Source organism: Corynebacterium pseudopelargi (assembly GCF_003814005.1).
Classification (GTDB): Bacteria; Actinomycetota; Actinomycetes; order Mycobacteriales; family Mycobacteriaceae; genus Corynebacterium; species Corynebacterium pseudopelargi.
Map to the genome: position 1 here is coordinate 1,874,367 of NZ_CP033898.1, position 26,309 is coordinate 1,900,675.

The 26,309-nt window shown below is 57.6% G+C and carries 22 protein-coding genes and 1 pseudogene; 15 read left to right on the forward strand and 8 right to left on the reverse strand.

What is annotated here, in order from left to right; translation table 11 throughout:
* Positions 1-114: 114 nt before the first annotated feature.
* Positions 115-360 (forward strand): hypothetical protein, encoded by a 246-nt coding sequence (locus CPPEL_RS08760; RefSeq protein WP_123960756.1) that lies wholly within the window; start codon positions 115-117, stop codon positions 358-360.
* Positions 361-431: 71 nt separating this feature from the next.
* On the opposite strand, the gene CPPEL_RS08765 is transcribed toward CPPEL_RS08760, so the two are convergent.
* From CPPEL_RS08765 to CPPEL_RS08775, 3 genes are all read right to left on the reverse strand, one after another.
* On the reverse strand, positions 432-1,043 hold the full coding sequence (locus tag CPPEL_RS08765; RefSeq protein ID WP_123960757.1) for a hypothetical protein: 612 nt from the start codon (positions 1,041-1,043) through the stop codon (positions 432-434).
* Between the two features lie 17 nt (positions 1,044-1,060).
* On the reverse strand, positions 1,061-1,924 hold the full coding sequence (locus CPPEL_RS08770; protein ID WP_123960758.1) for a hypothetical protein: 864 nt from the start codon (positions 1,922-1,924) through the stop codon (positions 1,061-1,063).
* Between the two features lie 105 nt (positions 1,925-2,029).
* Complete coding sequence (locus CPPEL_RS08775) at positions 2,030-3,235, reverse strand: MFS transporter (RefSeq protein ID WP_245990427.1); 1,206 nt, start codon at positions 3,233-3,235, stop codon at positions 2,030-2,032.
* Positions 3,236-3,461: 226 nt separating this feature from the next.
* Here CPPEL_RS08775 and CPPEL_RS08780 point away from each other — a divergent pair, with 226 nt between their 5' ends.
* The 5 genes and pseudogenes from CPPEL_RS08780 (at position 3,462) to metX (ending at position 9,963) form a co-directional block, all read left to right on the forward strand.
* Positions 3,462-5,660, forward strand: a complete 2,199-nt coding sequence (locus CPPEL_RS08780; protein ID WP_123960759.1) for an NADP-dependent isocitrate dehydrogenase — start codon at positions 3,462-3,464, stop codon at positions 5,658-5,660.
* A 264-nt stretch (positions 5,661-5,924) separates the two neighbouring features.
* Positions 5,925-6,017 (forward strand): annotated as a pseudogene (locus tag CPPEL_RS11425) (hypothetical protein); the annotation flags it as partial.
* Between the two features lie 207 nt (positions 6,018-6,224).
* The gene (locus tag CPPEL_RS08785) at positions 6,225-7,529 is read left to right on the forward strand and encodes an O-acetylhomoserine/O-acetylserine sulfhydrylase (protein WP_123960760.1); all 1,305 of its coding nucleotides are present in this window, start codon (positions 6,225-6,227) and stop codon (positions 7,527-7,529) included.
* Positions 7,530-7,825: 296 nt separating this feature from the next.
* The gene (locus CPPEL_RS08790) at positions 7,826-8,728 is read left to right on the forward strand and encodes a GDSL-type esterase/lipase family protein (protein WP_123960761.1); all 903 of its coding nucleotides are present in this window, start codon (positions 7,826-7,828) and stop codon (positions 8,726-8,728) included.
* Between the two features lie 155 nt (positions 8,729-8,883).
* Positions 8,884-9,963, forward strand: coding sequence for a homoserine O-acetyltransferase MetX (gene metX, locus CPPEL_RS08795; protein WP_123960762.1), 1,080 nt, complete (start codon positions 8,884-8,886; stop codon positions 9,961-9,963).
* Between the two features lie 40 nt (positions 9,964-10,003).
* Here metX and CPPEL_RS08800 read toward each other — a convergent pair whose 3' ends face one another.
* Both CPPEL_RS08800 and CPPEL_RS08805 read right to left on the reverse strand, forming a co-directional pair.
* A complete protein-coding gene (locus CPPEL_RS08800) occupies positions 10,004-10,327 on the reverse strand; it encodes a DUF3017 domain-containing protein (RefSeq protein WP_123960763.1) in 324 nt (107 codons plus the stop codon).
* Positions 10,328-10,364: 37 nt separating this feature from the next.
* Positions 10,365-11,231: a bifunctional methylenetetrahydrofolate dehydrogenase/methenyltetrahydrofolate cyclohydrolase gene (locus CPPEL_RS08805; protein WP_123960764.1), complete on the reverse strand. Its 867-nt coding sequence runs from the start codon at positions 11,229-11,231 to the stop codon at positions 10,365-10,367.
* A gap of 34 nt (positions 11,232-11,265) precedes the next feature.
* On the opposite strand from CPPEL_RS08805, the gene CPPEL_RS08810 reads away from it, so the two are divergent.
* The 9 genes from CPPEL_RS08810 (at position 11,266) to CPPEL_RS08850 (ending at position 21,122) form a co-directional block, all read left to right on the forward strand.
* Positions 11,266-11,733: a tRNA (cytidine(34)-2'-O)-methyltransferase gene (locus CPPEL_RS08810; protein WP_123933292.1), complete on the forward strand. Its 468-nt coding sequence runs from the start codon at positions 11,266-11,268 to the stop codon at positions 11,731-11,733.
* A gap of 138 nt (positions 11,734-11,871) precedes the next feature.
* The gene (locus CPPEL_RS08815) at positions 11,872-13,698 is read left to right on the forward strand and encodes a DUF2075 domain-containing protein (protein ID WP_123960765.1); all 1,827 of its coding nucleotides are present in this window, start codon (positions 11,872-11,874) and stop codon (positions 13,696-13,698) included.
* Positions 13,699-14,083: 385 nt separating this feature from the next.
* Positions 14,084-15,160 carry an ABC transporter substrate-binding protein gene (locus tag CPPEL_RS08820; protein WP_123960766.1) on the forward strand — a complete coding sequence of 359 codons (1,077 nt, stop codon included), beginning with the start codon at positions 14,084-14,086 and terminating at the stop codon, positions 15,158-15,160.
* Complete coding sequence (locus CPPEL_RS08825) at positions 15,157-16,308, forward strand: FecCD family ABC transporter permease (protein ID WP_123960767.1); 1,152 nt, start codon at positions 15,157-15,159, stop codon at positions 16,306-16,308. The genes CPPEL_RS08820 and CPPEL_RS08825 overlap by 4 nt, the downstream gene beginning before the upstream one ends.
* On the forward strand, positions 16,305-17,390 hold the full coding sequence (locus tag CPPEL_RS08830; RefSeq protein WP_123960768.1) for a FecCD family ABC transporter permease: 1,086 nt from the start codon (positions 16,305-16,307) through the stop codon (positions 17,388-17,390). Before CPPEL_RS08825 ends, CPPEL_RS08830 begins: the two co-directional genes overlap by 4 nt.
* The gene (locus tag CPPEL_RS08835; RefSeq protein WP_123960769.1) at positions 17,390-19,168 is read left to right on the forward strand and encodes an ABC transporter ATP-binding protein; all 1,779 of its coding nucleotides are present in this window, start codon (positions 17,390-17,392) and stop codon (positions 19,166-19,168) included. Before CPPEL_RS08830 ends, CPPEL_RS08835 begins: the two co-directional genes overlap by 1 nt.
* A 165-nt stretch (positions 19,169-19,333) precedes the next feature.
* Positions 19,334-19,675, forward strand: a complete 342-nt coding sequence (locus CPPEL_RS08840) for a helix-turn-helix domain-containing protein (RefSeq protein WP_123960770.1) — start codon at positions 19,334-19,336, stop codon at positions 19,673-19,675.
* The gene (locus tag CPPEL_RS08845; protein ID WP_123960771.1) at positions 19,672-20,499 is read left to right on the forward strand and encodes an ImmA/IrrE family metallo-endopeptidase; all 828 of its coding nucleotides are present in this window, start codon (positions 19,672-19,674) and stop codon (positions 20,497-20,499) included. The genes CPPEL_RS08840 and CPPEL_RS08845 overlap by 4 nt, the downstream gene beginning before the upstream one ends.
* Entirely contained in the window at positions 20,499-21,122 is a 624-nt protein-coding gene (locus CPPEL_RS08850) for a PIN domain-containing protein (RefSeq protein ID WP_123960772.1), read from the forward strand. The genes CPPEL_RS08845 and CPPEL_RS08850 overlap by 1 nt, the downstream gene beginning before the upstream one ends.
* A 2-nt stretch (positions 21,123-21,124) precedes the next feature.
* Here CPPEL_RS08850 and CPPEL_RS08855 read toward each other — a convergent pair whose 3' ends face one another.
* From CPPEL_RS08855 to CPPEL_RS08865, 3 genes are all read right to left on the reverse strand, one after another.
* On the reverse strand, positions 21,125-22,399 hold the full coding sequence (locus CPPEL_RS08855) for a PH domain-containing protein (protein ID WP_123960773.1): 1,275 nt from the start codon (positions 22,397-22,399) through the stop codon (positions 21,125-21,127).
* The gene (locus CPPEL_RS08860) at positions 22,399-22,833 is read right to left on the reverse strand and encodes a PH domain-containing protein (protein WP_123960774.1); all 435 of its coding nucleotides are present in this window, start codon (positions 22,831-22,833) and stop codon (positions 22,399-22,401) included. Before CPPEL_RS08860 ends, CPPEL_RS08855 begins: the two co-directional genes overlap by 1 nt.
* Positions 22,834-22,955: 122 nt before the next feature.
* The gene (locus tag CPPEL_RS08865; RefSeq protein WP_123960775.1) at positions 22,956-26,156 is read right to left on the reverse strand and encodes an error-prone DNA polymerase; all 3,201 of its coding nucleotides are present in this window, start codon (positions 26,154-26,156) and stop codon (positions 22,956-22,958) included.
* Between the last annotated feature and the right edge of the window lie 153 nt (positions 26,157-26,309).

The window sequence follows — 26,309 nt, forward strand, 5'->3', positions numbered from 1 at the left end:
GTGTGGATAGCGTTGCTCGCGTTCAGGCCTCACACTGCCCCTTGCCCTAGATAAGTCTTGACTGTGGTGGTAAGATGAGCCAAAAGCCACCACGACACCGAAAGACGCCTTGTTATGGAGCAGTTACCGCTGGATTCCCCTCCCTCTGCCGTCCTGCCCAGCGCCTACGATGCCATTTGGTCTTCACTCTGGATTGCGTGGATCGTGCTGCTGGTTGCAGCCATCATCTCCTTGGCTAAGCATTATCGCGAGTACCCACGCTGGTGGATCTTGGCGCTTATCATTTGGTTCCTGCCAATCATTGGCCCGGCCATGTACCTTGGGCACCGCTTGATGGTGCGCAGAAGGCGTAAGTCTTAAACAACAAAACCCGAAACCCCCTTGCTCGCATACCCGTGAGCAAGGGGGCTTTCTTTATAGCTTGGGCAAGGCTAGGGCATGTTGCGGCCCATATAGCGGCGCACACCCCAGAGCACCGAGAGCAGCGTGTACATGGCAGCGTGGTTGATTGCTGCCATGAAGATCGACATAACCAGGCGGCCAGCGGAGTACGCCGTGTCAAACGCAGCTTCAAGGGATTCAGCACCGCTGCTGAACCGCACCACCAGAATATTGAAGCCGACGATGATCCAGCCGAGCAGAATTACACCCCAGCCGATGGTCCACATCAGCGAGTCTTCCTTCTTGCGCTGGGCCGACACAGGGAACTTTGATGCATTCACCTGAAGGTTATAGGTGCGGTTGAGGGGGTGCGCCTGCTCCGACCAACCCTGCTGGGAAGCCTGCGATTGGGTTTGCATTGCGGCGATTTCTCGAAGTCGAGCAATGTCGATGGTGGGGGCGGAGGCGTCGTCAAGCTGAGCATCGTAGACACTGCGACGCTGCGCATCGCCGAGGATCTTCTGGGCGGTTTGGAGCTTATCGCGCTCAGCGTTCGCACCAGGGGCGAGCTGTTGGATGCGAACCTGCAGCTCATTGGCTAGTTCCGCGGCTGACTTGGAGCGCTCGAGGCTTAAGTCTTGATAAAGGTCATAGTGAGCCATGGGGGCTTCCTTTCGGTTTATTCACAAGGGTCGCTGAAATCAGCGGAATTGTTGAGGGTTCTGCCATTGCCGCCGATTTCTGCTTTTCGTTGGCACATCGCCGAGGCATCCCGGCCAAAGTCGTAGTAGACGGGATACACCTTGCCACCTTCTGCTTCAGCGCGCAGCGATGAGCACTGGCCGGGGCTGGTGAATTTCGCACCGGAGTGACGCCCAAGTGCCTGAGCAATTTCCTTGTCGGCGTCTTCGCCTGGGTGAACGATCACGGATTCAACGATCAACACATTTCGGCCATCACAGGAAGGCTGCTCGGGAGTGAGATGAATCGGAAAGGATCGCGTTTTACACTCACCTACCTGCTCCAGGATCACTTCCGGTGCGCCTTGATCCCTCAAGCTTTTGAAGTCGTAACAGTCGAAGCCGGTGAAGGTTTCACCGTCTGCTTCGTATCGCTGCCACTTCTCACCATTCCACTGATACAAACCAATGGCATCGGTTTGAGGTGTGCCCCCAACCATCCAGCCATTTTGGCAATCATTGACAGCAAAGCGTTCGAAATTCCAAGTTTGCGCCTCAATGACGTCTTGACTGCAAGGATCAACGCTTGCTTCGTCCACCTCGGTTTCTACCTCGGTGCGCGTCACCTTGGTTGTAGAAGGCTGCTGCGTGAGCGTTACCGTGGAGGTGCCTGCTGCTTCGCTGGCGGCGCTGGGCTGTGCGTCTTTGCTTTTCGAGCCAACAAAAAACACCACTACCGCGGCAATCAGGCCGAGGATCAGCAGCCCAAGCACCCAATACAGCGGCCGGCGTGATTTGGGCGCTGCTTGTTGTGCAGGAGGAGTCCCCCACTCGTTGTTATTCCATGAATTGTTGCTAGGCACTCAAACATTATGGCCAGCAACAACGATGGAGGGAGAAAAGCACCCCCAAATGCAGGCGAGCCCCGAGGCCAGTTCCTACCTGGCCAAGCATGCCGTGGCGGAGTGCTACTTGGCCAACTGCTTCTTGCGCAACCAGTGGGTTGGGATCCACAACAGCACCGCTGCCAAGCCGAGCCCGGCGCCAGCAAGGGCTGGGGTGTTGTAGCCGTGACCAGCAGCGATTACGGCACCACCAAGTGAGGCACCCAGGGCATTGGCGATATTAAGCGCTGAGTGGTTCAGCGAGGCGGCGAGCGTTTGGGCGCGCCCTGCTACATCCATGAGGCGGATTTGTAGGGAGGGGATCAAGGTGGAACCGGACATGCCCACCAGGCCGAAGGCGATGATGCCGGGGATCGGCCATGCGCTTAGGAAATAGAAGCCCACCAGGGCGCTCACGATGGCGATCAGTGCGCAGAGGATGCCTTTATCAACGTTCCAATCGGAAAGCCTGCCGCCTACCCAGGTGCCGGCGACCATGCCGATGCCATACAGCATGAGCACCAGCCACATCCACTCCGGGTTGAGCCCTGCGTGGTTGGTCATGGTCCAAGAGATATAGGTATAGACGGCGAACATGCCGCCAAAGCCCACGGCGCCGATGGCCAGGGTGAGCCATACTTGCCCGCGCAGGAGGGCGCCGAGTTCTGTGAGTGGGCTGGTGGGTGCCATTTCAGACATGTGCGGCATCAAAAACCACAGTGCGGCAAAAGTGGCGATGCCGATGGCGGTCACGAGCACGTAGGCCCATTGCCAGCCGAAGGCGAAGCCGAGCGCTTGGGCGGCGGGCACACCGGCGACGCTGGCTACGGGCAAGCCCATGCCCACAAAGGCTAGGGCTCTGCCGCGTTGTCCGATAGGCGCCATGGAGGCGACGGCTAGACCAGATACTGAGAAGTAGGCGCCGTGTGGCAGACCTGCGAGTAAGCGGGCGATGATCAGCATGCCCATGCTGGTGGAAAAAGCGGTGAGCAGGTTGCCTACGCAAAAGGCTGCCATGAGTAGCAAGAGGAGGCGTCGTCTAGGCAGCATGCCGGTGGAGGCGGCGATTACTGGCGCGCCGATCACCACACCCATGGCGTAGGCGGTGATGATGGTGCCTGCGGTGTTTTCGGTGACGTTGAAGTCTGCGGCGATTTCGCGGAGCAACCCCATGGTGACGAATTCGGTCACACCAATGCCGAAACCACCAAGGGCCAGGGCCACCATGACGATGATGCGTTTGGTGTTGGTGATTTCTGTTTGGCGGGGGATGCTTCGACGTTGTAACACGAGCGATCACCTTAGTATCGCGGCGGCGCTATCGACGTGCCCAAAGGGGCAAACGTGATACGTCAAACAACTTCGGTGGCGTTGTGTTCTAGAACGTGGAGCACAAGGCCAAGCGCTTACTCACCCCCGAAACCCCACGAATTCTTGAGCTGCATCCGCCAACACGGGGGTAGAACCTGTATTCTGAACTGTTGTATCTCAACGCTTGGAAATCAATAGGAGACCCATGGCAACGATCATTTACACCCGCACCGACGAAGCTCCGCTGCTTGCGACCTACTCGCTGAAGCCAGTAGTGGAGGCGTTTGCTGCAACCGCCGGCATCGATGTGGAAACCCGCGACATTTCGCTGGCTGGCCGCATCCTCGCGCAGTTCCCCGATTACCTAAGCGATGAGCAGAAGGTAGATGACGCGCTGGCGGAGCTTGGCGAGCTTGCCAAGACCCCCGAGGCGAACATCATCAAGCTGCCGAATATCTCTGCATCCGTGCCGCAGATGAAGGCCGCTATTGCAGAGCTGCAGGCTCAGGGCTTCAAGCTGCCCGATTACCCGGATTCCCCTTCCACCGAGGAAGAAAAGGACATCCGCAACCGCTACGACGCCGTCAAGGGCTCCGCGGTCAACCCCGTACTGCGTGAGGGCAACTCTGATCGCCGCGCACCGCAGGCCGTGAAGAACTTTGCCAAGAAGCACCCGCACCGCATGGGCGAGTGGTCGAAGGATTCTAAGACCAACGTGGCCACCATGGCCGATCACGACTTCCGCCACAACGAGAAGTCTGTAATCATGCCCGCCGATGATGTACTCACCATCCGCATCGGCGATACCGTACTCAAGGATGATCTCAAGGTGCTCAAGGGCGAGGTGATCGACGGCACCTTCATGTCCGCCGAGGCACTCGATGCGTTCTTGGCCGAGCAGGTCAAGCGCGCCAAGGAAGAAGGCGTGCTCTTCTCCACCCACCTGAAGGCCACCATGATGAAGGTCTCTGACCCGATCATCTTCGGCCACGTGGTGCGCGCTTACTTCGCAGACGTCTACGAGCAGTACGGCGAGGAGCTGCTGGCTGCTGGCCTCAACGGTGAAAACGGCCTGGCTGCCATCTACTCCGGTTTGGAAAAGCTCGACAATGGCGCTGAGATCAAGGCCGCCTTTGATAAGGCTCTGGCCGAAGGCCCCGCCCTTGCCATGGTGAACTCCCACAAGGGCATCACCAACCTGCACGTGCCTTCCGATGTGATCGTGGATGCCTCCATGCCTGCCATGATCCGCACCTCCGGCCACATGTGGAACGCCGATGACCAGGAGCAGGACACCCTCGCGGTGATCCCCGATTCCTCCTACGCCGGCGTGTACCAGGCCGTGATTGAGGATTGCAAGGAAAACGGCGCCTTCGATCCCACCACCATGGGCACTGTGCCCAACGTTGGCCTGATGGCTCAGAAGGCTGAGGAGTACGGCTCCCACGACAAGACCTTCAAGATCAAGCAGGACGGCACCGTGGAGGTTGTGAACTCCGCAGGTGAGGTGCTGATGTCCCACGAGGTCAAGGCCGGCGACATTTGGCGTGCATGCCAGACCAAGGATGCCCCCATCCAGGACTGGGTGAAGCTCGCCGTGACCCGTTCTCGCCTTTCGGGCATGCCTGCCATCTTCTGGCTGGATCCCGAGCGCGCTCACGACCGTAACCTGATCGAGCTGGTGAAGAAGTATCTGGCCGATCACGATACCGAGGGCCTGGACATCACCATTGCTTCCCCGGTGGAGGCCACCAAGACCTCCATCGAGCGCATCCGCCGTGGTGAAGACACCATCTCGGTGACCGGCAACGTGCTGCGTGACTACAACACCGACCTCTTCCCCATCCTTGAGCTGGGCACTTCTGCAAAGATGCTCTCCGTGGTGCCGCTGATGGCTGGCGGTGGCCTCTTTGAAACCGGCGCTGGCGGTTCCGCACCGAAGCACGTGCAGCAGCTCCAGGAAGAAAACCACCTGCGTTGGGATTCTTTGGGCGAGTTCCTGGCGTTGGCTGAGTCCCTGCGCCACATCTCCAACAACGGTGGCACCAAGAAGGCCGCTGTGTTGGCAGATGCGCTGGACAAGGCCACCGAGCGCCTGCTCAACGATGGCAAGTCTCCTTCCCGCAAGGTGGGCGAGATTGATAACCGCGGCTCCCACTTCTACTTGACCAAGTTCTGGGCAGAGGAGCTGGCCGCACAGTCCGAGGATGCAGAGCTGGCCGAGACCTTCGCTCCTGTCGCCAAGGCTTTGGATGAGAAGGCCGCTGACATTGACGCAGCCCTCATCGAGGTCCAGGGCAAGGAAGTGGACCTGGGCGGCTACTACTACCCCAACGACGCTAAGACCTCCGAGGTCATGCGCCCGGTTGCAACCTTCAACGAGGTTATTGATTCGCTGAAGTAGCAGCTAGCTTTTCGACGGCCCCCGCCTCCAACCACAGCGTTGCCGCGGGGGCTTTCGCGTGCGTTGGGTCGGCGGCATTTGCTCGGGCGTTTGCGGGGATTTGGCGTTGGGTTGGAGCTTCCTGCGGATGTGCAGAGATATGTACACGACGTGTACATATCGGGCGCGATATGTACATTTTCGGGGCAAATTTGTACATGAAGATTTTGCGACCTCGGAAAATGGGCCCAGAAAGTTCCGGTATGGACAAATGATGCCGGGCTAGCCCAACGCCAAACTGCGTCACGCCGGCTGAAGAATTTGCGCGAGGCAGGCATCCTGCAGCAGGAGCGGAGTGCCAAAGCACTTGTGTTCAAAAACCACCGCCTCCTGGACGCATTGTTCTTTTCGGATCTCCCCCATGAAGCCCCACGAACCTTAAGGGGAACCGCAACCCGAACCCACGTGTCCATATTTTTATTCACGTCCTACCTGCGATTTTCAGGCTTTTCTAGACCAAGCGGTTTATTTATTCACCTTCCTTGTTCTAGCGTGGGGAATCACAGAAAGGACGTGATTTCACCCATGAAGTACAACAACGAAAACGCCGGCGAGTGGGGTTTTGATACCCGCGCCATCCACGCAGGCCAGCCCACCTACACCCCGGCGCGCAATCTGCCGATTTACCTCACCTCCTCTTTCGTCTTTGATGATGCTGAGCACGCTCGCCAGCGCTTTAGCTTGGAGGATCCAGGCCCGATTTACTCGCGCCTGACCAACCCCACGGTGGATGCCGTGGAGCAGCGCCTTGCTTCCCTTGAAGGCGGCACCAACGCAGTACTTTTCGCCTCCGGCATGGCTGCAGAAACTGCGGCGATTTTGAACCTGGCTACTTCCGGTTCGCACATCGTGAGCTCGCCGCGCATCTATGGCGGCACCGAGACGCTGTTTAGTGTCACGCTCGGACGCCTGGGCATTGACGTGACCTATGTGGAAAACCCCGATGATCCCCAGAGCTGGGCAGATGCAGCCAATGAGCGCACGGTGGCGTTTTTCGGTGAAACCTTTGCCAACCCACAGGCAGACGTGCTGGACATCCCGGCTGTGGCCGAGGTGGCACACGCCCATAAGGTGCCGCTGATCGTGGATAACACCTTGGCTACCGCAGCGCTGGTTCGCCCCCTTGAGCTCGGCGCCGACGTGGTGGTGGCATCGCTGACGAAGTTCTATACCGGCAATGGCTCCGGCTTAGGTGGCGTGTTAGTTGATGGCGGCAAGTTCGATTGGTCGGTTGAGCGCGACGGCAAGCCGGTGTTCCCGGAGTTTGTGAACCCCGATCCCGCCTATCACGGCTTGAAGTATGTGGATTTGGGCGAGGTGGCCTTTGGCATTAAGGCTCGCGCTGGTCTTTTGCGCGATACCGGTGCCGCTCCTTCTCCTTTTAATGCGTGGGTAACGGCCCAGGGCCTAGATACGCTTTCTTTGCGCCTTGAGCGCCACAACACCAATGCCAAGGCCGTGGCTGAATTTCTTGAAGGCCACGAGAAGGTAGCGAAGGTCAATTACGCAGGCCTTGAGAGCTCGCCGTGGTTTAAGGTGAAGCAAAAGCTGGGCTTTGAGCACACCGGCTCGGTGCTGTCTTTCGATATCAAGGGCGGTAAGGACGAGGCTTGGCGCTTTATCGACGCCCTCCAGCTGCATTCCAACCTGGCCAATGTGGGCGATGTGCGCTCGTTAGTGGTACACCCTGCCACTACCACGCACTCACAGTCGGATGAGACTTCGCTCAAGCGCGCTGGCATCACCCCGGCTACGGTTCGCCTTTCTGTTGGCATTGAGGCGATTGAGGATATCTTGGCTGATCTCAAGCGCGGCCTGGACGCCGTATAACAGCGCAAGAATTAGGGTGCGCTTTCAAGCAACCCTCTTACTTCCACACCCCCTGTTGTTGCACCACGATTGCTCGTGCAGCAGGGGGTGTTGTGATGCTTGAGGTGACAGGTTTTGGGGGAATGAGGTAAAAATAACTTTTCACCCCCAAAAGGTGAGTGAGCTGGAAAAATGCTGTAAACTTGTGTGAAAACTGTGAACTAGTGTGACAAAGTTTTGCCATACAGCTAGCAAATCGTGACCATTTCGTTGTAAATTTACTGCTCGTTAGTAAATGAAGACAGGAAGCTTGCAATATGAAGAAGCTATTCTCCAAGGCAATCCGCTCCGCGGCCGTTGCTACCATCGCAACCCTCAGCCTCGGACTCGGCGCTGGCGTTGCTAACGCACAGCCTGCACTCCCCGAGATCCCCAACCTGCCCATCCCCTCCCCCGTGCCTCATGGTGACGGCCCGAAGCAGATGGTTGTGTTCGGTGACTCCTTCACCGCCAACGCCGGCAAGAGCGGCCCTCGCGGTTTGGCTCCTGCAGTTGCTCCTTGGCTGCCGAACTGCGCCACCGACATGGAGAACTGGCCCAAGATCGCTGCAGCTGACCTGAACAAGACCCTGGGCGACTGGTCCTGCAACGGCACCGGCGGCATGCCGGTTGCTCAGCTCGTGGCCTACGTTGAGTCCGCCATCGCCTACGGCGACATCGGACCGGGCACCGAGAAGGTCGTGCTGATGTACGGCGGCATGGATGCCTTCCAGTGGGTTGACGTTGCAGGCGAGATGAAGATCCTGCCCGGCGACGCCACCAACCCCACCATCTACCGCGACACCATCCGCCACGTGGCTGACCGCGTTCGCGCTGTAGCCCCCGGTGCCGAAATCGTGCTGGCTTCCTACCCTGAGTTCGCCACCGATGACCAGCTCTGCTTGGTCAACTTCGCAGACCGCGTGAACCCCATCCCCACCCCTGGCGCCACCGACATTCAGCGTGCATTCCGCGACAGCATCAAGCACGCCGCTGAGTACAACAACGCCAAGTTCGTTGACGTCTACGAGGCAACCATCGGCCACGGCACCTGCGCACCGCGCAACGAGGACCGCTGGGTTACCGGCGCCATCGACCCGGTTTCCGGCCCCATGCCGAACCACCCCACCGTTCACGGTGAGTACGCCATGGCTCGCATCATTGCCGATGCCCTGCGCTAAAGCATCTTAAAGCTTTCCAACATCACGCCACCTGCTTTCCAAGCAGGTGGCGTTTTGCTTACAGAGCCCAGCGGCTTTTTATTCACCTGCCCGCCTCGCTTATGACGCAAGGCACATGTCCAAGTAGCATGTGGGAAAACTACGGAAGGAATCGCATGCTGGACACCACCGGCACACTGCAGCACGTCGACCTAGACAACTTCACCACAGAGGCAGGCATCAGCCTGCCGGTGCGCATCGCCTATCAGGCCTGGGGCACTTATCGCGCCGATAACGTGGTGTTGGTCGAGCATGCCTTAACCGGCGATTCCGATGCAGCAACGTGGTGGGAGGGACTCATTGGCCCAGGCCTTGCCCTTGATACCGATCGCTATTGCGTGGTGTGTACCAATGCCTTAGGTGGCTGTAAGGGATCGACGGGGCCAAGCAGTGAACGCCCCAATGGTTTTTGGGGTTCGCAGTTCCCAGCCCTTTCTATCCGCGACCTCGTCCACGCCGAGGCTCAGGCTCTCAGCGCGCTTGGCATCGAGCAGCTTCATGCAGTAGTTGGCGGCTCCATGGGTGGCGCACGGGCATTGGAGTGGGCAGCGCTGTATCCGCAGCGTGTGCATGCCGCAGCGGTGATTGCGGTATCGGCGCGCGCGAGCGCCTGGCAGATTGGTATTCAAAGCGCCCAGATTGCCGCCATTGAGCAAGATCCAGCCTGGCGCGGGGGCGATTACTACCGTTACGCAGCCCCGATTGAGGGCTTAAAAACTGCCCGCAGGATTGCGCACCTGACCTATCGCGGCGAGCTAGAGATTGACGAGCGCTTCGGCACCGATGCCCAACCGGGCGAAAATCCACTAGGCCCCTATCGCAACCCCAACCAGCGCTTCGCGGTGCAAAGCTACCTGGATTATCAAGGCAATAAGCTGTGCGAGCGTTTTGATGCCGGCTCCTATGTCATTTTGACGGAAGCCTTAAATAGGCACGATATTGGCCGCGACCGCGGCGGGCTGAACAAGGCGCTGGCAAGCATTGAGGTGCCGATCTTTGTGGTGGGCATTGATACCGACATCCTCTACCCCTACCACCAGCAGGAACATATCTCGCGCAATGTGGGCAACCTGCTGGGCATGGCCAAGGTGAGCTCGCCGGTGGGCCATGATGCGTTTTTAACTGAGACACGCCAGATGGATCGCATTCTGCGCAGGTTTTTAACCCTGGCAGCAGACCTGCCGGCAGAAAACTAAGCCTCGAAACTAAGCCACAGCCGAGCTCAGCTATGCAGGCCTAGGAGCCCAGCGATTCCACGGTGGCAGACAGAAACAGCATGAGTCCACCGATCGCGGCGGTGAATGCCGCATCGAACTTTCTTGAGCGCACCGCGAAAATGCCCATAATGGAGGAATCGCAGCTCAGCCTGAGCAGCGAAAGCCACAGCATCGCGCCACCAAGGGTGAAGGTGGCTCTGCGCCAGTGGTTGCCAAAGGAGTAGATGCCGGAGGCTAAGGCGAGTGCGAGAAAGATGCCGATGCCGATCCACTGCAAGGCAACCGGCACCTTCGAAGGTGGCAGTGCTACGTCGTGGGGGTTGCGCAAGCTCGGCCGCTGCACAGGCGGCTGGCTCAGGCGGAAATGAAAGCCGCGCAACCTAGGCGTGCTCCCCGGTGCCCGCGGCAAGCTCTGCGCGCTCGACCACGTTGCGGATAAGGAAGGCGCGGGTAAGTGGGCCTACTCCCCCAGGGTTAGGAGAAATGGCTCCGGCGACGTCCCAGACGTCGGGGTGGACGTCGCCAAGCAACTTGCCATCAACACGCGATACACCCACATCCAAGATGGCCGCACCAGGCTTGACCATGTCTTTGGTGAGCATGTGCCCCTTGCCGGCGGCGGCGATGATGATGTCAGCCTCACGGGTTTCCGCGGCCAGATCCTTGGTGCCGGTGTGGCAAAGGGTGACGGTTGCGTTTTCGCTGCGGCGCGTGAGCATCAAGCCAATGGGGCGGCCGACGGTCACGCCACGGCCAATCACCACCACCTTCTTGCCTTCGATCTCTACGCCAAAGCGGCGCAGCAGGTGAATGGCACCATTGGGGGTGCACGGCAGCGGTGCTTCCTCGCCAAGGACGAGCTTGCCCAAGTTCACCGGGTGCAAGCCATCGGCGTCTTTGGAGGGATCGATGCGCTCCAAAATGGCGTTTTCATCCAAGTGCTTGGGCAAGGGCAGTTGCACGATATAGCCGGTGCACTCGGGATCCGCATTGAGCTCGTCGATCACGCGCTCGAGTTCTTCCTGGGTGGTCTCTTCGGGCAGGTCTTTACGAATCGACTTCACGCCCACCTGCTCGCAGTCGCGGTGCTTCATCTTCACATAGGACTGGCTAGCGGGATCAGCGCCCACCAGCACGGTAGCCAGGCCTGGGGTGATGCCACGCTCCTTGAGGGCTTGAACCCTGGTGTGGAGGTCTTCAAAGATCTCGTCGCGATAGAGCTTGCCGTCAAGTGTTTGAGCCGTCATGTTTCCCAATTATTGCACGTCCTATGATTTGCACATGGCCTTTGCTCACATCATCTTTGACCAGCCCGTGATCCCCGGCAATACCGGCAACGCAATCCGCCTGTGCGCCAACACCGGCGCGCACCTGCACCTGTGCAAGCCTTTGGGATTCAACTTTGAAGATAAACACCTCAAACGCGCTGGCCTGGACTACCACGACCTTGCCGAAGTCAGCATCCACGACTCCCTCGATGCTTGCCTTTCCTCGCTTGTCGACGCCCGCGTCTTCGCCTTCACCACCAAAGGGGAGCTCACGCACTCAGATGTGCAGTGGCAAGAAGGCGACGCCCTCCTCTTCGGCACCGAGCCCACGGGGTTAAGTGAGCAGGCCCTAGCGCACCCGCGTATTACGAGCCAGGTGCGCATCCCCATGCTGCCCAATAGGCGCTCCATGAACCTCTCTAATGCCGCTGCCGTGGGCGTGTTCGAGGCGTGGCGGCAGTTGGGGTATGTGGGGGCTTAAGCAGGTGGTTCTGAAGAACCTCCCGTGAGTCGATGCCTCCCTAAAAGCGCGCACAGGTAACATTTTTCGGAGCAAACCGAGTCGACGGCGCGGTTACTAGCCCTCCTCCTTCTAGCGATCGAAAGGACATGCTTACTCATGAAGATCAAAACGTGGGTCGAGCGAATCGATTTTACCGAAGACTCGCTGTTGGAGTTTGAATCCGCAGAACTCGCCAAGTCCGAGGAAGCTGACTACTCCCCAAGGAAGAAACGCGCAAAGTACCTCCTGGATTATCCGACTGTTTACATCGTGCATTCGGATGCGTCGAGAAAAGTGACGGCCTACGTCGGTGAAACCAATAGCATTAAGCAGCGCACGCTGACACATATTAAGGCGGATCCAAAAGCCCGCGCGGATTGGCTGAAACTTAGCAGTGATCAGAAATCTCAGATGTACGTCATTGGCAGCAATCTCTTTAACAAGTCCATGACGTTGGACGTTGAGAATCGACTTATCCAATATCTTCATTGTGTAGATGCAGTGGAGTCACTAAATAATGGCCGAACCAATCCGCAGCGCGATTATTACTCCAAAGAACGGTTTGATGAGGTCTTCAGCGAGATCTGGAAGAACTTGCGCAGGAAGGACAAGAAACTTTTCCCCACTGAGCAGATCATTCGAGACTCTGCAATCTTCAAGGCTTCCCCCTACCATCGTCTTAGCGACGAGCAAGTGATGGTAAAAAATGAGCTTGTGCGTCGAATTTACGACGTGATTTTGGATAAAAGTACAGGTCAAGCCCCTCTCGGGGAACCCGGCAAACTCCAAGTCGTAACCGGCGAAGCCGGATCGGGAAAGACTGTATTGCTCAGCAGCCTTTTCTTCGAGGTTTGCCAGGGAGAAACCCGAACGTTTAATCCTGAAAATGACGATGACGGCACAGCTTTTGAATTTCAAGATCTAGATGCGCACCTATTGGTTAATCATGACGAGCAGCTCAAGGTCTATGAGCAAATCGCAAACAAGTTGGGGGTGCAGAAGGATGGAAATCAGCGGGTTTGGAAGCCAACCAGGTTTATCAATACGCACTATGACTGGGAAACCGAAACCGTCAAAAAGCACGTCGATTTAATTATCATCGATGAAGCTCATCTCCTCTGGACCCAGGGCAAACAATCCTATCGAGGTAAAAATCAGATCGAAGACCTTCTGAAATGTGCCGACATGGTTATTGCTGTGTATGACTTTAAACAAATCCTTGGTGCGAACGCATGGATTGAGGATCAGGACAGCATTTTCGAAGCAAGCAATGCCATCGAGCCGCTCCACCTGAGCAACCAAATGCGTATTGCCGCAAGTGAGGAGACGGTGCAATGGATTCGGACGTTCATCGACGATGGCGAAATTCTCGATTTTCCCGAAGACGAGCACTACCAAGTCAAAGTCTTCGATGATCCAAATGCCCTGAGAGCCGCAATTAAAAAGGAAGCCAGCAACACCGAACGTGGCTTATCAAGATTGGTCGCTACATACGACTGGCCATTTAAAAAAGGCAGCAAAGAAGGGGGTGGTGCATGGGACGTCACGATCGGTGCAGACTTCTCCATGCCCTGGAACGGGCAACTCAAGCCTGAACACCGGAGAGCAGGCTATGGGGACCTCGCATGGGCGGAACAAGAACACACCATCAATGAAGTTGGTTCAACCTTCACCATTCAAGGCTTTGACCTCAACTACGCTGGCGTAATCCTCGGACCTTCCGTGAAGTATCGCAACGGCAAAGTCATCATCAGCCCCGAGGAGAGTTGCAACCAAGCTGCCACAAATAAGCGAACCTTCCAGGACGGGAAAAAGCACAATTTGGCACTGAGCCTGCTCCGGAATGAGTTGAATGTTCTGATGACCCGAGGTGTCCATGGGTTGTACATTTACGCTGTCGACGAGCAGCTTCGTGAAGCACTTCTCCAAAAATATCGAGGGTAAAGCCACGCTTGGTCGCCGGCGATATTGAGCATGGCCGATGCCCAGAATCCGAAGGCAAAACGTTAACACCGGTCTTTGAATCAAGCCCGCTTTTCTCGCAATTTCCCTGGAAGCTTTTCACACCACTCCCCTCCCGCGCGGGCAGAGGGGTTGGGAGCGGTGGACGTCGAAAAGCTATAAAGCAGTTCTAACCCCTTTCACCTGGGGTTTTAGATGCTCGAAGTGCTTGGAAATCGTGCCGAATACTGCGCTGGAATCTTTGGCACGAAAGGGGGCGCAATGGGGGATGAATAAAATTACCCACGAGCTTGTCAGGAATGAATCCCGTTATTAAGGTTGCCCTTGCCTTACAAAGGTTATGCTATCAATACTTAAAGGGGATCTTGTGTTACAGCACAACAAGACAGTGAGCCGACGCACCTTCCTGGCAATGCTCGGCATCGGTATGAGCGGCACCGTACTCGCAGCCTGCTCAGACGACAGCAAGGGCGCCAACACCACCGGCACCCAAGGCTCAGGCAGCGAAGCCTCCTCCAACAACGCCTCCGGCACCCGCACCTTCACCGACGATGTGGGACGCGACGTTGAAATTCCGAACCAGCCGCAACGTCTTGTTTCCACCAAGGGCATTACCTCGCTGGTGGCCCTGGGCATTACCCCGGTGGGCATTGCCAACATGGAAATCGACCTCTACCCCTACCCGGATGTGGTGAAAAAGCTCAAGGAAGATGGGGCGACGGACCTTCATGAGCGCGAGCTGAACATCGAAAAGGTTATTTCCCTACAGCCGGACGTGATCGTGGCATCTACCCCACGAGACGACGACAATCGCGAAACCCTCGCAGCCATTGCACCTACCGTGGTGATCGAATCCGGCGACGAGCGCAAGCACCGCTGGGACGACACACTTCGCTTCTTTGGCCGAGTGATGAACAAAGAAGATAAGGCCGAAGAACTGCTCAGCGATTATCAAGATCGCGTAGATGAGTTCAAGGAAAAGCACGGCGACTACCTCAAAGACAAAACCGTCTCCGTACTGCGCATCCGCAACGACAACCTGATCATCTACACCAAGAGCTCCTTCGCCGGTGGTGTTCTCGATCAGGTGGGCATCAAGCGCCCCAAGAACCAAGACCTCGATCTTGCCGCCACCAAGGCAGCCACCAACGGCGAATCCATTGAGGCCTTCCCGCTTTCGCCTGAGCGCCTGAACGAAGCCGACGCCGACATCATGTTCGTGGTGGTGCAAGTCCACGACGATCCTTCCGAGCAAGACGATCAAGACAAGGCCACCTTGGCCAACGTGGAGAAGGTCAAAAACCACCCGCTGTGGAACAAGCTCAACGCGGTGAAAAATAACCAGACCTTCTTTGTCAATGCGGTGTGGAACGGTGAATCCGTCATGGAAGCAAACTCCATGCTGGATGACCTGAACAAGCACATCGGCTCGCTGAATTCATGACGGCCCGCGGCACATCCGCGGCAGGAACCGGCAGCACCACGGCTGCGGTAAAGCAGGCTGGGCAGGCTGAGGTGGCCGGGCAAGCTGGTCCGGCCGGGCAGGCTCAAGACCCAACCCCCGGCGCGGCCTCGCAAGCAAAGACCGGGCGCTTCACCATCAGCCGTGTAGCCGCACTGGTCTTGGTGGCCGTGTTGGCCTGCGTGTTAGCGGTAGCTAGCGTGTCTTTGGGTTCGGTATCGGTGCCGCCGCGACAGATCATTCAAGCGCTCACCAGTGCTGATGCCAATGGCTATAACCACACGGTGATTAGCGATATGCGCATCCCGCGCACCATCATCGCCATGCTGGTGGGAGCCACCCTCGGTGTCGCCGGTGCAGTGATGCAGGCGGTGACCCGTAATCCTTTGGCCGATCCCTTCGTGCTTGGGGTATCTTCTGGCGCCGGATTCGGCATCACTGCTGCGGTGTTCTTCTTCGGCGCCGATAGCCCAGAACAGTTCACCCTCATGGCCATCGCCGGTGCGGTATTGGCGGGTTTGTTGGTGATCTTTATTGGCCAAGGCACCCGCGGGCAATCCTCCCCAGTGCGCTTGGTGCTTGCCGGCATGATCGGCGGCACGGTGATGACGACCTGGACCTCCATCATGGTCTACAGCGATGATCACACCCGTGAAACGGTTCGCTACATCATGATCGGTGGCGTGGGCGGGCGTCGCTTGCAGGACTTCCCTCTGGCCATCGGCCTTGCCGTTGTAGGCATGGTGATCTGCATATTGATGTCTCGAAGCATCGGCATGCTCGCCCTTGGAGAAGACATCGCCGCAGCCGCCGGCGTACACACCGCACGCATCAGGCTCATCGCCTCAATCGTGGTGGTGGCCATGGCCGGTGCCAGCGTGGCTATTTGTGGGCCCATCGGTTTTGTGGGCTTTGCAGTTCCCCACCTGGTTCGCCCACTGGTGCGCGGATCGGTGGAATGGGGCATCGTGCTGTCTGCCTTCGTGGGCGCATCCATGCTCACCGCCGCCGATATCCTCGGCCGCTTCGCATTATTTCCCGCCGAATTAGAGGCCAGCATCGTCATGGGTGCGATCGGTGCACCATTTTTCATTCTTATTGCTCGCCAATCCTCGAAGGTGGCGTCATGACTCCAACAACCAAGCAACGCCCAAAGCCACAGGCCAAAGCGGGCGCGCCGGTGGACAAAAGCCCGTGGCGCGTGCACAGCACCTCGTGGTGGAGCTTTCGCTTCCATAGCTCGACGGCACTGCTCATCCTCATTGCCCTGGGGTTGAGCGCTGCCGTGGCGGTATTCGCCATGACCATCGGCGATGTGCCCCTAGCGGCCAAAGACGTGCTCACTGCCCTATGGTCACAAGCCGATGCCAAGACCGAGTTCGTGGTGTTTCGGCTTCGCCTGCCGCGCCTGCTGCTGGGATTTTTGGTGGGCATGGCGCTTGCTATGTCTGGCGCAATCTTTCAGGGCGTGACAAGAAATGATCTGGTTGCCCCCGATATCATCGGTGTGACCTCGGGCGCAGGCGCAGCGGGATTCATCTGGATTTTAATCACGCACAATGTTGCCTTCTTGCCCGTAGTGGTCTTCATCGGTGCCGTAGCCACCACCATGGCGGTGTACTTCTTGGCAAAGCGCGGAAACTTAGACCCCGCCCGCCTAGTACTCGTGGGCATTGGTATGCAAACACTCCTAGGCGCAGCAGAGGCCTATATGGTGCGCCGATTCCCCATCCAAGATGTGGTGTGGGCAGATAATTTGCTCATCGGCTCACTATCGCGGGCAAGCTGGTCGGACGTGAGCCTCATCGCCCTAGGCCTGGTGGTGGCACTGCCGATAGCACTTGCTCGCATCAACGCCTTGCGCCTTATTGCATTGGGTGAAGATGTTGCAGCCACCAGTGGTATTCACGTTGAACGCACCCGCTTAGTGCTGATCTGCGTGGGCTGCTGGCTTGCTGCCATCGCTGTGAGCGTGGCCGGGCTGATCGGCTTCGTGGCACTGGTGGTGCCGCACATTGTTCGCTTGATGGTAGGCCAAATTACCGCGCTGTCGTTGCTGCTCACAGGCATCGTGGGTGGGCTTTTAACCATCATCGCCGATGTTGTTGGCGCACATTTCATGCCCGTTCCCGTGCCCGTGAGCGTGGTCATCGCCGCTATCGGCGCGCCCTATTTTTTGATTGTGTTCACTCTTTTCCAAAGAAGGCGCTGATGTTTCCCAACAATCCACACAACACAGCAACGCTGCAGGCAGACAAGCCTTCAACCCAGCCATCACAACCGGAAAACACAGCGGCTCCTCACGGTGCTGGCACGGCTGGGGTCGGGGGAGCGTCGAAAAGCTCCCGCATGATCCAGGCCGAGGGGCTGAGCGTGCGCTATTCCAAAAAGGGCGATCCGATCATCGATGGGATTGATCTGTGTATTGGGGAGGGCGTGACCGCGCTGATCGGGCCGAATGGTTGCGGGAAATCCACGCTGCTGCGCACGATGGCTCGGCTGATGCGGCCCACGCACGGCAGCGTGGTGGTCGATGGCAAGCGGCTATCGCGGATGTCGCCCAAGGCTGTGGCGAGGATGATTGCAGTCCTTGGTCAGCACGGCTCCAACACCAATGGTTTAAGTGTGCGCGATATTGTTGGCAAGGGTCGCTACCCCTACCAGGGGCTTTTCCAGCCGCATTCGAATGAGGATGTTCGCGCCGTCGATGATGCCATCGAGCAATGCGGCATCGGCGCACTTGCCCACCAGCCGATGGAGGCACTTTCTGGCGGGCAGCAGCAGCGCGCCTGGATTGCCATGACGCTGGCACAAACCACGCCGATCGTGTTCTTTGATGAGCCAACGAGCTATCTGGATATCGGCGGTGAGCAGCGAGTACTCGATCTGGTGGGCGCCATCGCAAAGCGCGGCATCCGGGTGGTGGTTGTGCTGCATGATGTGGATGCTGCGCTCAAGATCGCCGACACGATCGTGGTGATGCGCGACGGGGCGATCGTTGCATCGGGGCCTTCGCGCGAGGTGCTCAGCCGCGAGATCCATCAGGATGTTTTTGGCCTGGACTGTAAGTTTATTCAACACCCAAAGCGCAAGGTGCTGGTGCCCCACCTTGGTTCTGGGGCGCAAACAACCAGCCAGAATAGGAGCAGGCAGGAACGCAAGGATGCGCCAATAAGTGCTGTTCCCGCATGCGATCTGGCATCTGATCCCACCCCAGCTATCCGCGCAACCGGGCTTGCCACGGGCTATCAAGGCACCACAATATCCTCCAACCTCGATGTACGTATTGCCAAAGGGGCTATCACCGGAGTGATCGGCCCGAATGGTTGTGGCAAATCTACGCTGGTGCGAACCCTCACCGGCATCATGGCGCCCCTGGCAGGCTCCGTGGCAGTTCACGCTGATGGTGGCGATATGGCCTTGGATGCACTCACGCCGAAGCAGCGCGGCCGGCTGATTTCTGTGCTCTCTCAAAAACCGGAACCCTTAGAGGGCTTTAGCGTCGAAGACGTCATCGTCGCAGGCAGGCACCCCCACGGCAAGGGGTTGCACCGTTGGCGCACAAGGGATCAGGAGGCTGTGGAAGAAGCCATGAAGCTTTGCGACGTCCACGCATTACGCCACCGACCAATCAGCCAACTTTCCGGCGGGCAACGCCAGCGCGTCTGGCTTGCTCGCGCCCTAGCCCAAGATACCGACGTGTTAGTGCTCGACGAGCCAACAACGTATCTGGATCGAGCACACCAGGTGGCCTTGATGGAGGCAGTGGCACAAAGAAACGCCGAAGCGGGCACCACCGTGCTAATGGTGCTGCACGATATCAACTTGGCAGCCCGCTACTGCCACCACATGCTGGCCATGTGCGATGGCGAGATTGTGGCCGCAGGCAAGCCGCAGGAGGTGCTCACCCCAGAGCGCATCGGGCAGCTCTTCGAAGCTTCCGTCGACGTGATGGACGTCGACGGTTCCCCGGTCGTGGTGTCGGTATAAGCTCCAGCAACAACTAAGTCCCCTGAGGCGCTGATGGGGCTGCGCATAGTGGCTGCTCTGTTTCGCGCCTTGGGTCGGCGGGGAAACGTTGCGCTGATTGGGCGTTTTGGGCTCGCTTTTGATCAACCGAGCGCTTAGAATCACTTTTTAGGAGAGTGATTCAGCATGAGTGTGAACCTCAACAATACTGCTCAACGCATTATTTATGCCCGAAAACAAGCTGGTATCTCGCAACGTGACCTCGCCGAATTCACTGGACTTTCGCAGCCCACCCTTCACAGAATTGAAACCGGATCGCGTGAGGTTTCCAGTATCGAATTATCACTGATCGCCGATGCTTGCGGGGTGTTGGTGGCTGATCTTTTGGGCACAAACCGCATTGAAGAACAAGTTCGCTGCGCAGGGCGAACCAACGATGAGGGATCCAAAATGATTGCCGACTACCTGATGTACGCGCTCGGTGTAGACCAACGCCTTGAACAGCTTGGGGTGCCGGAACAGCTATGAGCAACGAACAGATCGGTAAGGATGCCGCCAAGGATTTCAGAGCCAAGCACCACCTGGGCATCGGGCCGATTGCGGATATAGCTGACCTCATTGAACACACCACTGGCGTTGGTGTGGCCTATATCGACGTCCCTGCTCCCGGGCACGGCATGACCATGTCGCTCGGTCAGAAAACCCTCATCGGCGTCGGCTGCACCGACCACCCAATGCGCCTTCGATCCACACTGGCTCACGAGCTCGGACACTTGGTGCTCGATAGCGTCAATCGTGTAGCTAGCAGTACTGAATGGGAAGCTAGGAAACCAGAGGAGATCCAAGCGGATGCGTTTGCACGCCACCTGCTAGTTCCCCTGGAAGCTGTTGAGCAGATGTCTTCTGAAAGAGAAGGCACCCTCGGGCTGCTATCAACCCTGGTGCAATTCTTTGGGGCTTCGCCAGCTATGGTGGCAATTCAACTGCGTGAAGCAGGCCGCATTAGTACTCAACAATGCCAAGAGTGGATCAACGCACCATCCGCAAAAGCTCTAGCACTGCAATTTGGCTGGCATAAAAGCTACGAGCAGATGGCGCAACAATCCCAGACTTCTCGCGCACCCCAACCACTGCACTCCCGCGCCATTGAAGCCTATAGATGGGGGCTGATCAGCCCCGCCGTCGTCGCTAGGCTTTCAGGTGAGCGAGCCCCACAACAGGTAGTCAAACGACTAAAACAGCAGGGAATTACCCCTCAAACAGAGGACTTATATTCGACGGAAAAGCCCACAGATTCCGGCGATCAGCTCAGTGCCGAGGAACTGGAAAGTCTCTTGGGCGGAGCTGACTAATGCACATCTTGGATACCGGGCCAATATTTAAGTTCCTCACCACGGATTGCGTTCCAGAACTACTTCTGGCGCTCGGGCACCACAAAGTCTTAGTTCCGGAGGCCGTAGAGTTCGAGATCAGCAACACTCCCAAACGCCATCCCCAGTTCAGACGAGCGAGTGAAGTTTGGCCCAAAATCCCTCCACGCTTTAAGGAGGTACTCTCTGACGCACCCACTGATGAGCTGCGGGAATGTTGCAAAAGCGTCCTTGGCCTCGAATTTGAGCACATGTATGCACAGCTAAAGGATCGTGGCGAAAACATGGCAATTCTTCATGGAGTGCTACTCGCTCGTGCTGGGCACAAGGTTTTGCTGGTGTGCGATGAAGAAGCCGGCACCGCGATGATCAAAAACCAACAGCGCGCATTGGCAATGCAACAGCTTAGAAGGCAACACACTCCCGGCGGGAGCATCAGGCACGCAGACACGTTGCAATTACTGCGTTGGGCCATCGAAAACGGCGGGTTCAAAAACGACATGCAGGTCTTTTTGCGTCGTTACCAAGCAATGGCAGCACTAGATTCTGCACTACCCCGCGACGTAAAAGATACCGGGCTAACCAAGAGCCCTCCGTGGCCGTAGCCCTACCGCCCTGCCCGCAACTGCCCCAGTAACCTCTGGGCATCTTCAGTGCGCAGATCCCTGATCTTGGCTCGCACCGGCCCATGCACTACCGCACACTCGAGGTTGCACACGCCGAACTTATGCTGCACCGGACCGCGGCTTAACTCCAGGGCTTGAATATCAGCACGGTTGAGCAACACCCTTTGAGGCGCGATCCTTCCGAAACTCAGCACCACATGCTCTTTTTCTAGCTCGACTTGCTGTTGCTTCCAGTCGATTGGAGAGATCCACTTCGCCTGCTTTGGGCTTGAGCAAGTGGCATGGATATCCATGTCCCTACCGAAGATGCGCTGGAGCACTTCTTCTACCTCCTCACGAGTACCGACGGGCAACACCGTGGTGTTTTCGGTGTAGCCAGATACCGCAAGCGTGACTTCCCACCAACCAAAGAAGCGCCAGAGCGGATACTGCTTGATCCGCGCAGCATGCACACGGTGCAAAGGAATGTCACTGTGCGAGCGATTAGCCAAGCCGTAGGTGAGGTTGAGGGTGTTACTAAAGCGAAGTCGCATCTGCCAGGCCTGATCAAGGCGGCGGAACAGCGGTGGCACCACACTAAAGGCAATGGCGATCAGACCAATGCTGGCCAAGTCAAGTACCCAGAAAACAACCAGAAGGATGAGCAAGCGCGGGGCTTGTTGCAAACCCGCACCAAGCAGTGCTCTGGATACAGGGATGCTGACATCGGCGTGACCGGCTTGCTCATCGTGGGCATGGCCTTGGGCCTTCGCACCTTTGTGCCCCAGCAGATGAGCATCGGTAGCTTCGGCAGCGCCTTCAATAGCATCTTCGCCTGCATGTCTTGCGTGGCTGAGGAGTTCTTTGCGCAGTTCGTGGGCTTGGGCGGGCCTGAGGTATCGAATGGCAATAACTGAATCATCGCCACCTGCGGTTTCGATGCGCAGCTCAGCCAAGCCGAAGAGCCTTGGAAAAAATGGCTCTACGACGTCCACAGCCTGGATATTTTCGCGTTGAGCACTGCGGGTGGTTTTGCTGAATACGCCGTGCTCGTAGGATATTTCTTCGCCGATACTAAAGCTGGTGGCGCGCCACCAGATCCCAGAAAGCACCCACGTCAGCGCGATCAAGCCTAAGAGCACCAGCAGCGCAATCCACCAGGTGCTCAAGTGATTGAGTATGAAGCTGCGGAAATCTTCGCGCACCAGCAGCACCACCAGCACTGCGATGCATGACTGCGCAATGCGCACCATCGGCGAGAGACGATGTACCCGCATTAGCTCAGCCTCTGAGAGAATCGTGCGCGCAGATGCTCGGCCTGTTCCAGTGGTACTCCAGGGATGGTCGAATCCACCACGGCAGCGGTGTGTACTTGCACATCCGCGTAGCCGAGCTTGGTGGCGATCGGCCCGCGGGAAATATCGACGTATTGGATGCGGTTATAAGGAATCACTACCAGGGAGTGCCACATCCTGCCCTTGCTAATGACCAGCTCTCGCTCGTCTTCGCGCCAGCCAGTTGCACCTACTTGCACAGGGATCAGCCACGCCTGCCACCCGGCGTAAATCACCAGCACAAGCATGGCCAGCCAGAGCCACGGCGTCCACAGCAGCGCACCTGCGGCAATAGCAATGGCGAGCACCACCAAGACGATGCCGTAGGCGATGTATCTGCCTAGGATGAGTTTCCGCGATACTGGCTGATATTCCATATTGCCTATCAATAGCACAGGCGATGCATCTTGGAGTTCTCGATGCCTCTTCGGCGGCCTTTTCGCTGCTTGCTTCTATTCCACTTCCGGTCTTTTCCCTGCGCCTTTGCTTAGATACCGCATCACCTAAAATCCCTCGACCCTCTGCTCAAGGCATGAGCAAGCGGCAGTGGCTCAAACTTATCCGCCACGATGCTGGCCACCCCGTTTTGGTTTTGCACGATGCCACGAACCATCACGGCTTTAGCGCTACGGGCCAATAAGGATCGCTCCCATAACCCCACTGAGACCACGATATTCATCAACCCTGTCTCATCTTCCATGCCCAAAAAGGTCACGCCTTGGGCGGTTTTGGGGCGCTGGCGGTGGGTGATCACCCCGGCGATGCGGATACGGGTGCCATCTTCTGGCGTAAGCAGGTCACAGGCCTTGAGCACACCTTGGGTATCTAACCATTCCCGCAGCATCTCAATGGGCTGTATCTCGCTCACCCCGGTTGAGGCGATATCACTTGCCATCAGCTCAAAGGCCGTCATGCCAGGCAGCGCTGGTGCCTCTACTGCAAGGCCTGGCAACATTCCAGCGTGCTCTACTGTTCCTGCCTGCCATAGGGCTTGGCGCCGAGAACCAAAACGCTCCAAGGCACCGGCTCTGGCGAGTGCCTCAATTTTGGCGCGCCCCAGATCTGCCCGGCGCGCTAGATCGCCTACATCCTGATAGGGGGCGTGCGCTACTACTGCGGCAGCGGCTTTTTCTCCAAGGCCTTTGACCAGGTTGAGCCCTAATCTGATCGCGCCTTGCTCGATGCTCGCTTCTACTTGGGAGCAGTTCACATCAATGGGTAGCGTTGTTACTCCGTGGCGTTTGGCGTCGGCAAGCAAGGATTGCGGCGAGTAGAAGCCCATGGGTTGGGCGCGCAGGAGGCCAACGCAGAATTCTGCCGGGTAGTGATATTTAAACCACGCGGAGAAATACACCAGGGAGGCAAAGGACTGCGAGTGGGATTCGGGGAAGCCATAGGCGGCAAAGGCCACGATCTTATTCCACAGCTTGTGCGCCACTTCTCCATCGATGCCATTGCCAGCTAGGCCTTGATAGAAGCGTTGCTTCATTGCCGCCATCTTCTTTGGCGAGCGCTTCGAGCCCATGGCGCGGCGCAATTCATCGGCCTCGGCGCCACTAAACCCTGCGGCATCCACCGCCATTTGCATGAGTTGTTCCTGAAACAGCGGGATGCCGAGGGTCTTTTCTAAAGCATTGCGCAAAATTGGGTGATCATATTCCACCGGCTCAAGCCCGTTGCGGCGGCGAATATATGGGTGCACCGAACCACCTTGGATAGGCCCTGGGCGAATAAGTGCGACTTCTACCACTAGATCGAAAAATTCCCGTGGCTTCAGCCTGGGCAGGGTGGCCATCTGGGCGCGCGATTCCACCTGAAACACCCCTACGGCATCGCCGCGCGAAAGCATGGCATAGATTTCTGCTTCGGCTAAGTCGAGCTCCCAAAGGTTGACGCGCCTACCGTGCTGTTCTTCTACCAGGTCGATCATGTGGTGTAGGGCTTCCAGCATGCCAAGGCCAAGCAGGTCAAACTTGACCAAGCCTGCGGCAGCGCAGCTTTCTTTATCCCACTGCACCACCGAGCGGCCTTCCATGCGCGCCCATTCCACTGGCACCACATTGGCAATGGGGCGATCGCAAATCACCATGCCACCTGAATGGATGCCAAGATGCCGTGGGTGCTCTAGAAATTGTTGCGCTAATGCGTCTACATCTTCTGGTACTGCTTGAAAGCCCTTCGCCCAACCATCGGCACTGCCTTGGGGGTAGCCCAAGGCGCGGGATGCATCGCGGAGTGCGCCACGGCGCCGGTAGGTAATGAGGTTGGCTACCTGCGCTGCATTATCTCTGCCATAGCGGCGGTAGACGTATTGGATCACTTCCTCACGCCGGGTGGATTCAATATCAATATCAATATCTGGTGGGCCGTCGCGTTCTGGGGATAAGAAGCGCTCAAATAACAGCCGGGCGGCAATCGGGTCCACATTGGTAATGCCAAGCGCGAAGCACACCACAGAATTCGCGGCACTGCCGCGGCCTTGGCACAAAATATTGGAGCGGTGACAAAACTGCACAATATCGTGCACGATGAGGAAGTAGCCGGGAAAACCGAGTTGCTCAATAATCTCAAGCTCATGGCGGATCTGCGCCCACACCTTGGCCAGTGCTTCTTCATCACCGCGGTAGCGCGGCTCATAGCGTTGCTGTACTCCTTCACGCACCAGGTGGCGTAGCCAACTCATCTCTGTATGCCCCTCGGGAACCTCCCAGTGTGGCAGTGCGGGGATCAGCAGATCGAGGGCAAAGGCACATTCTTTGGCTATGTCATCGGTGGTGTGCAAAAGTGCGGCTCCCCCAACCACACAGGCTGCCACCTGCGGCATGGCTTTAAGCCACGACCCTCCCGCGGGGTGGGTGTGCGGGCGGTGTTGGGCAAGAGATGCCCGCTTCCGTAATCCGGCTTTTGCCCCGGCAAGGCGCGCATGTGCTGCGAATGCTGCGGTAGGTGATCCGCTGACGATGCCGCGTATGCCATGGCGTTGGCATAGCGCTGCAAGTACCTCGTGATCATCGCAGTCGGTGGGGCACATGGTGGATTCAAATAGGCCCAGCACATTGTGCGCGCCAAAGGCATCCACTACTTCCTGTGCGCGCTTGTGCCAGGCAGCAGGCAGTAATACATACCACTGCTTATTTGCTGCCTGCGCAAGCAATTCCAGGCTCGGGTACGCCACCTGGCCTTTTTCGCCGGTGCGCATGGCTGCTTGGGTAATGCTAAGGCTTAAACGGCGATACCCCTCTGGGCTTTTACACAGCACAGGCAACGGTGGCAGCGTGGGATCAATGCTGAGCTCTGCCCCAAAGACGGTCTGCACTCCTGCATCTGCAGCGGCCAGCGCAAATTCCATGGCGCCATAGAGTCCGTCTCTATCCATCAAGCACAGCGCGCTCAGCCCTAATGCTTGGGCGGCTTCTACATAGTCCTCGGGGCTTGAAGCCCCTTCAAGAAAGGCAAAGGAGCTTTTGGCGTGAAGCTCCGCCCCACCGCTCCCAGCTTGCACACCGCTGCCCGCTTGCCCGCCAGCTTGCCCACCAGCCTGCTCGCCCGAACCTTCGGCAGAGTAAAAAGCGCTGGAGCGTAGCCGGCTTCGATGCGATGCGGGCACGAGGACCTTGTCAAAGGTGCCGTTGAGCACGCTATGAATATCTGCCCATTCAAGGCCTCCACCGCAGATACCAAGCGTTGGGTTATCGTCCATGCGTTCGATACTAAAGCAGCACCCCCAACATTGGCGAACGCTTGTTCTAAATCGGCACTCCTCCACCCTATCGCGCTGGCGTTTTAGACCAAGCTGTACAGTTCTCATCCAAACTGCTAACCTCTTGCTTTGTCAGATTAATAGACAACTCGG

Coding starts and splice junctions, on each gene's coding strand:
- CPPEL_RS08840 (WP_123960770.1), top strand. CDS start 19,334: ATGAGTGTGAACCTCAACAATACTGCTCAACGCATTATTTATGCCCGA.
- CPPEL_RS08765 (WP_123960757.1), bottom strand. CDS start 1,043: ATGGCTCACTATGACCTTTATCAAGACTTAAGCCTCGAGCGCTCCAAG.
- CPPEL_RS08760 (WP_123960756.1), top strand. CDS start 115: ATGGAGCAGTTACCGCTGGATTCCCCTCCCTCTGCCGTCCTGCCCAGC.
- CPPEL_RS08865 (WP_123960775.1), bottom strand. CDS start 26,156: ATGGACGATAACCCAACGCTTGGTATCTGCGGTGGAGGCCTTGAATGG.
- CPPEL_RS08810 (WP_123933292.1), top strand. CDS start 11,266: ATGGCCTTTGCTCACATCATCTTTGACCAGCCCGTGATCCCCGGCAAT.
- CPPEL_RS08835 (WP_123960769.1), top strand. CDS start 17,390: ATGTTTCCCAACAATCCACACAACACAGCAACGCTGCAGGCAGACAAG.
- CPPEL_RS08785 (WP_123960760.1), top strand. CDS start 6,225: ATGAAGTACAACAACGAAAACGCCGGCGAGTGGGGTTTTGATACCCGC.
- CPPEL_RS08780 (WP_123960759.1), top strand. CDS start 3,462: ATGGCAACGATCATTTACACCCGCACCGACGAAGCTCCGCTGCTTGCG.
- CPPEL_RS08830 (WP_123960768.1), top strand. CDS start 16,305: ATGACTCCAACAACCAAGCAACGCCCAAAGCCACAGGCCAAAGCGGGC.
- CPPEL_RS08805 (WP_123960764.1), bottom strand. CDS start 11,231: ATGACGGCTCAAACACTTGACGGCAAGCTCTATCGCGACGAGATCTTT.
- CPPEL_RS08850 (WP_123960772.1), top strand. CDS start 20,499: ATGCACATCTTGGATACCGGGCCAATATTTAAGTTCCTCACCACGGAT.
- CPPEL_RS08860 (WP_123960774.1), bottom strand. CDS start 22,833: ATGGAATATCAGCCAGTATCGCGGAAACTCATCCTAGGCAGATACATC.
- CPPEL_RS08845 (WP_123960771.1), top strand. CDS start 19,672: ATGAGCAACGAACAGATCGGTAAGGATGCCGCCAAGGATTTCAGAGCC.
- metX (WP_123960762.1), top strand. CDS start 8,884: ATGCTGGACACCACCGGCACACTGCAGCACGTCGACCTAGACAACTTC.
- CPPEL_RS08790 (WP_123960761.1), top strand. CDS start 7,826: ATGAAGAAGCTATTCTCCAAGGCAATCCGCTCCGCGGCCGTTGCTACC.
- CPPEL_RS08825 (WP_123960767.1), top strand. CDS start 15,157: ATGACGGCCCGCGGCACATCCGCGGCAGGAACCGGCAGCACCACGGCT.
- CPPEL_RS08855 (WP_123960773.1), bottom strand. CDS start 22,399: ATGCGGGTACATCGTCTCTCGCCGATGGTGCGCATTGCGCAGTCATGC.
- CPPEL_RS08815 (WP_123960765.1), top strand. CDS start 11,872: ATGAAGATCAAAACGTGGGTCGAGCGAATCGATTTTACCGAAGACTCG.